Origin of the sequence: Kitasatospora sp. NPDC057223, assembly GCF_042669755.1 — a bacterium.
Lineage (GTDB): Bacteria > Actinomycetota > Actinomycetes > Streptomycetales > Streptomycetaceae > Kitasatospora.
This window is the reverse complement of record NZ_JBHUWW010000250.1, coordinates 1-4694: the sequence shown is the minus strand read 5'-3', so window position 1 is coordinate 4694 and position 4694 is coordinate 1. Positions and strand designations below refer to the sequence as shown.

Annotated in this window: 3 protein-coding genes; 1 reads left to right on the top strand and 2 read right to left on the bottom strand. The window is 74.7% G+C overall.

The window, feature by feature from the left end; translation table 11 throughout:
• Nucleotides 1-109 precede the first annotated feature (109 nt).
• Together recG and ACFUK0_RS39425 are read right to left on the bottom strand one after the other, a co-directional pair.
• Nucleotides 110-2332: an ATP-dependent DNA helicase RecG gene (gene recG / locus ACFUK0_RS39430; RefSeq protein ID WP_380258781.1), complete on the bottom strand. Its 2223-nt coding sequence runs from the start codon at nucleotides 2330-2332 to the stop codon at nucleotides 110-112.
• 52 nt (nucleotides 2333-2384) lie between these two features.
• Nucleotides 2385-4046 carry a DAK2 domain-containing protein gene (locus ACFUK0_RS39425; RefSeq protein ID WP_380258779.1) on the bottom strand — a complete coding sequence of 554 codons (1662 nt, stop codon included), beginning with the start codon at nucleotides 4044-4046 and terminating at the stop codon, nucleotides 2385-2387.
• 328 nt (nucleotides 4047-4374) lie between these two features.
• Between ACFUK0_RS39425 and rpmB the strand changes: the two genes are divergently transcribed.
• A complete protein-coding gene (gene rpmB, locus ACFUK0_RS39420; RefSeq protein WP_014138233.1) occupies nucleotides 4375-4560 on the top strand; it encodes a 50S ribosomal protein L28 in 186 nt (61 codons plus the stop codon).
• Nucleotides 4561-4694 lie beyond the last annotated feature (134 nt).

Below are 4694 nucleotides of genomic sequence, written 5' to 3'. Positions count from 1 at the left end.
TTAAAAGACACAGCTCGTGGGGGAGCCCCGCCGGCCGGCCGGCGGGGCTCCCCCATTCAAGCGCGCCCGCGGGGCGGGTGCGTCACCCGGGCCGCGCGGCGCGGTGCTGTCAGCCCTTCTCCATGTAGGCGGCGCGGTCCTCGTCGAGCAGCCCGGCCAGGGCCGTCCGCAGGTCCGGGTGGTCCTCCAGGCGGGGGTCGACGGCGACCAGGGCGGCGGCCTCGGTGCGGGCCGTCGCGATCACCTCCTCGTCGTCCAGCACCGACAGCACCTTGAGCGAGGACTTCACCCCGGACTGGGCCTGCCCCAGGACGTCGCCCTCGCGGCGCTGTTCGAGGTCGATCCGGGAGAGCTCGAAGCCGTCCAGGGTGCCGGCCACCGCGTCCAGCCGGGCGCGCGCGGGGCTGGCCCCCGGCATGTCGCTGACCAGCAGGCAGAGCCCGGGGGCGCTGCCCCGGCCGACCCGGCCGCGGAGCTGGTGGAGCTGGGAGACGCCGAAGCGGTCGGCGTCCATGATGACCATCGCGGTGGCGTTCGGGACGTTCACGCCGACCTCGATGACGGTGGTCGCGACCAGCACGTCCACCTGGCCGGCCGTGAAGCGCCGCATCACGTCGTCCTTGGCGTCGGGCTGCAGCCTCCCGTGCAGGATCTCGATCCGCAGGCCGGCCAGCGGGCCCTCGGCGAGCATCCCGGCGGTCTCCAGCACGGCGAGCGGCGGCCGCTTGTCGTCGCTCGCCGCACCCAGGTCCTCCGGGTCGTCGGGCAGCGCCCGGCGCTTCCTGGCGGCCGCCTTCGGGTCGTCCGGTTCGTCGCCGATCCGGGGGCAGACCACGTAGGCCTGGTGGCCCTTGCCGACCTCCTCGCGCACCCGCTCCCAGGCGCGGACCAGGAAGTTGGGCTTCTCCACCGCGGGCACCACATGGGTGGAGATCGGCGAGCGGCCGGCCGGCAGCTGGTCGAGGACGGACGTCTCCAGGTCGCCGAAGACCGTCATCGCGACGGTGCGCGGGATCGGCGTCGCCGTCATCACCAGCAGGTGCGGCGGCTGCTCGCCCTTGGCCCGCAGCGCGTCGCGCTGCTCGACCCCGAAGCGGTGCTGCTCGTCGACGACGACCAGCCCCAGGTCCTGGAACTGGACCTTGTCCTCGATCAGGGCGTGCGTGCCGATCGCGATGCCGGCGTCGCCGCAGGCCATGTCGAGCATGGTCTGGCGCCGGGCGGCGGTGCCCATCGAACCGGTCAGCAGCGCCACCTTGGTGCCGATGTCGGCGCCGCCGAGCATGCCGCCCTCCGCCAGGTCGCCCATCATCTCGACGATCGAGCGGTGGTGCTGCTGGGCGAGCACCTCGGTGGGCGCGAGCAGCACGGCCTGGCCGCCGGCGTCCACCACGGTGATCATGGCGCGCAGCGCGACCAGCGTCTTCCCCGAGCCGACCTCGCCCTGGAGCAGGCGGTGCATCGGGTGCGAGCCGGCCAGGTCGGCGAAGATCTCGGCGCTGACGGTCTGCTGGCCCTCGGTGAGGGTGAACGGCAGCCGGGCGTCGAAGGCCGCCAGCAGGCCGTCGGTACGGGCCGGGCGGGGCACCGCGGGCAGCGCGGAGTCGGCTGCCCGGCGCTGGGCCAGGGCGACCTGGAGGACGAAGGCCTCGTCCCAGCGCAGGCGGCTCTGGGCGCGCTCGCGGTCGGCCTGGGTGTGCGGGCGGTGGATGAGTTCGAGGGCCTCGGGGAGCGGGATCAGCTCGTGCTTCTCGCGCAGTTCGGCGGGCAGCGGCTCGCCGACACCCTCCCAGCCGTTCCCGGCGAGGCCGTTGAGGGCCGTCTCGACGCAGAGCGACAGCTTCCAGCTGGGCATCTGCGCACTGGCCGGGTAGACCGGGATCAGCCGGCCCGCGAACTTCGCGGCGGCGTCGGTGCCCGCGCTCTCCTCGATCAGCTGGTAGTCGGGGGAGGTGAGCTGGCGGGTCCGGTTGAACAGGCCGACCTTGCCCGCGAACAGGCCCTGGGCGCCGGTGTGCAGCTCCTTCTGCCGCCAGCCCTGGTTGAAGAACACCAGGCTGAGCCGGCCCCGGCCGTCGGTGACGACGACCTCCAGCCGGTCGCCCTTGCGCCCCCGGAAGGGGATCAGCGTGACCTTCTCGATCTTCGCGAGGATGGTGACGTGCTCGTCCACCTCCAGCTCGTCGAGGTTGGTGAGCCGGCCGCGTTCGACGTAGCGGCGCGGGTAGTGGTGCAGCAGGTCGCCGAGCGTGTGCAGCTTGAGGCTGTCGGCGAGCACCTTGGCGGTGCGGTCGCCGACCGTCTTGGTCAGTGATTCATCGAGAGCGCCCATCACGCACCAATTGGACACCAGGCGACCGACAACCGGGCGCACCGCCCGGCGCTCATTCCACCCCGATGAGCAGCGGCGCCGATTCCTGGCCGCCTTCGAAGACCACCGCGTCGACCTCGGGCCGCTGCCGGCGGGCGTGCGCGACGAGCTGCTCGGCGAGCCCGGCGGGGGCGCCCTCGCCGAGGATCAGGGTGACGAGTTCGCCGCCGGCGGCGAGCATCCGGGCGAGCACCACCTCGCCCGTCCCCGCGAGGTCCGCGCCGATCACGGCGACGTCCCCGTCGATCAGGCCGAGGACGTCGCCGGCCTGGCAGACGCCGGCCATCGTCCAGGACTCGCCCTCGGCGACGGCGAGTTCGGCGTAGCGGGTGGCCCCGGCGGCGGAGGTCATCGCGACCACGTCCTCGTCGAAGCGCCGGGAGGACTCGTGCACGGCGAGGGCGGCCAGGCCCTGCACCGGCGAGCGGGTGGGCAGCACGGCGATCCTGACGCCCTCCTCGCGCAGCTGGTCGGCGGCGGCGCCGGCGGCGGCCCGCAGCTCCGGGTCGTTGAGCAGCACGACGACCTCGCGGGCGCCGGCCCGGCGCACCGCCGCGGCGAGTTCGGCGCTGGCCGGCGGCCGGTCGGGGTCGGCGTGCAGGACGGCGGCGCCGGCCCGCTCGCACAGGTCGGCGAGGCCGGCGCCGCTGACCACGCTGAGCACCGTGCGGCCGCGCGGCTCGCGCTCGCCGCGGGCGGCGCCGGAGCCCGCGCGGGCGGCGGCCTCGGCGAAGTGGGTGATCCTGATCCGGTAGGGGCGGCCGGCCTCGACCCCGGCCTCGACGGCGGCGCCCGCGTCGTCCACGTGCACGTGGACGGTCCAGAGCCCGTCGCCGCCGCCGATCACCAGGGAGTCGCCGAGCCCGGCGAGGGTGCTGCGCAGGGCGGGCAGCGCCCGGTCGGGGGCGTCCAGCAGGTAGATCACCTCGAACGCGGGGTGGCCCGGGCCGGGCGGCCGGACGTGGCCCTCGCAGTCGTGGGCGGGGCGCAGCGCGCCGACCGGCGGGAGGGGCTGGCGCAGCGCGACCGGGCCCATCGGGTGGTGCCCGGCGACGGCGTCGGCGAGGGCGCCGAGGACGGCCACCAGGCCGCGCCCGCCGGCGTCCACCACGCCGGCCTCGGCGAGCACGTCGAGCTGGTCCGGGGTCCTCAGCAGGGCGCGCCGGGCGGCCTGGTAGGCGGTGTCGGCGACCAGGGCGAGGCCGCCGGCCGCCGCGGCGGCCTCCCGGGCGGCGGCGGCGGCGACCGTGAGGAACGTCCCCTCGACCGGTTCGGCGACGGCCTGGTAGGCGGACTCGGCGGCGCGCAGCAGGGCGGCGCGCAGCTGGTCGGCGCCGCCGCCCGCGGTGGCCAGGGTCTCGGCGGTGCCGCGCAGCCACTGGGCGAGGATGACGCCGGAGTTGCCGCGGGCGCCGATCAGGGCGCCCCTGGCCATCGCCCGGACGGCGCGGCCGAGGTCCGGTGCGGCGTCCGGCCCGGCGTCCTGCGCCGCGGTGAAGGTGTGCTCGACGGCGGCGGCCGCGGCCTCGACGGTCAGGTAGAGGTTGGTGCCGGTGTCGCCGTCCGGTACGGGGTAGACGTTGAGTGCGTCGATCTCCTCGCGGGCCTGGCCGAGCGAGCTCAGGGCCAGCCGGCACCAGGTCCGCACGGCCGGGGCGTCGAGCGTGTGCAGCACCAGGTCTCCTCCGGGTGGGATGCCGCGCGGGGCTGTGGGCAGCGGGGCGGCGCGGGGCGATGCTGGCAGGTTATCGGGGGGCGCCCGGGATCGTGGCTGGCAGGAGGCCTGGTGGGAGGGGCGTCCGGGCCGGCCGGGGATCGGCCGGGTGCGCGGCAAACCCTCCGGACGTGGTAATTTCGTTGAACGGAAGCAGGCGTTGTATGCTGCTTCGGTTGCCTGGAACGGTCCAGGCTCACCCCTTGTTCCGGTCCGGTCCACGCGAGTGGCCTGTTGGTTCAGCCGGGGTTTTCGAACGTAAATGATCTGAAGTCTTGGAGTGACTCCTGTGGCTGCCAACTGCGACGTCTGCGGCAAGGGGCCGGGCTTCGGCAACAGCATCTCCCACTCACACCGCCGCACCCCTCGTCGTTGGAACCCCAACATCCAGACGGTGCGCGCTGTGATCGGGCGGACGCCGAAGCGGCTCAACGTCTGCACCTCGTGCATCAAGGCCGGTAAGGTCTCGCGCTGACGCGCAGACCGGTAAGCCGGTCCTCCAGTGAGCTGGTCCATCCCCGGATGGGCCGGCTTTCTGTTTTTCCCGGCAGTCATGGCTCGTCCTGCACGATGTGACCGGACACCGCCGGCCGGGGCCCTGGGCCCCGG

What these genes read in the sequence shown, in the direction of transcription:
- recG (WP_380258781.1), bottom strand. Translation starts at nt 2,332, where the DNA reads ATGGGCGCTCTCGATGAATCACTGACCAAGACGGTCGGCGACCGCACC.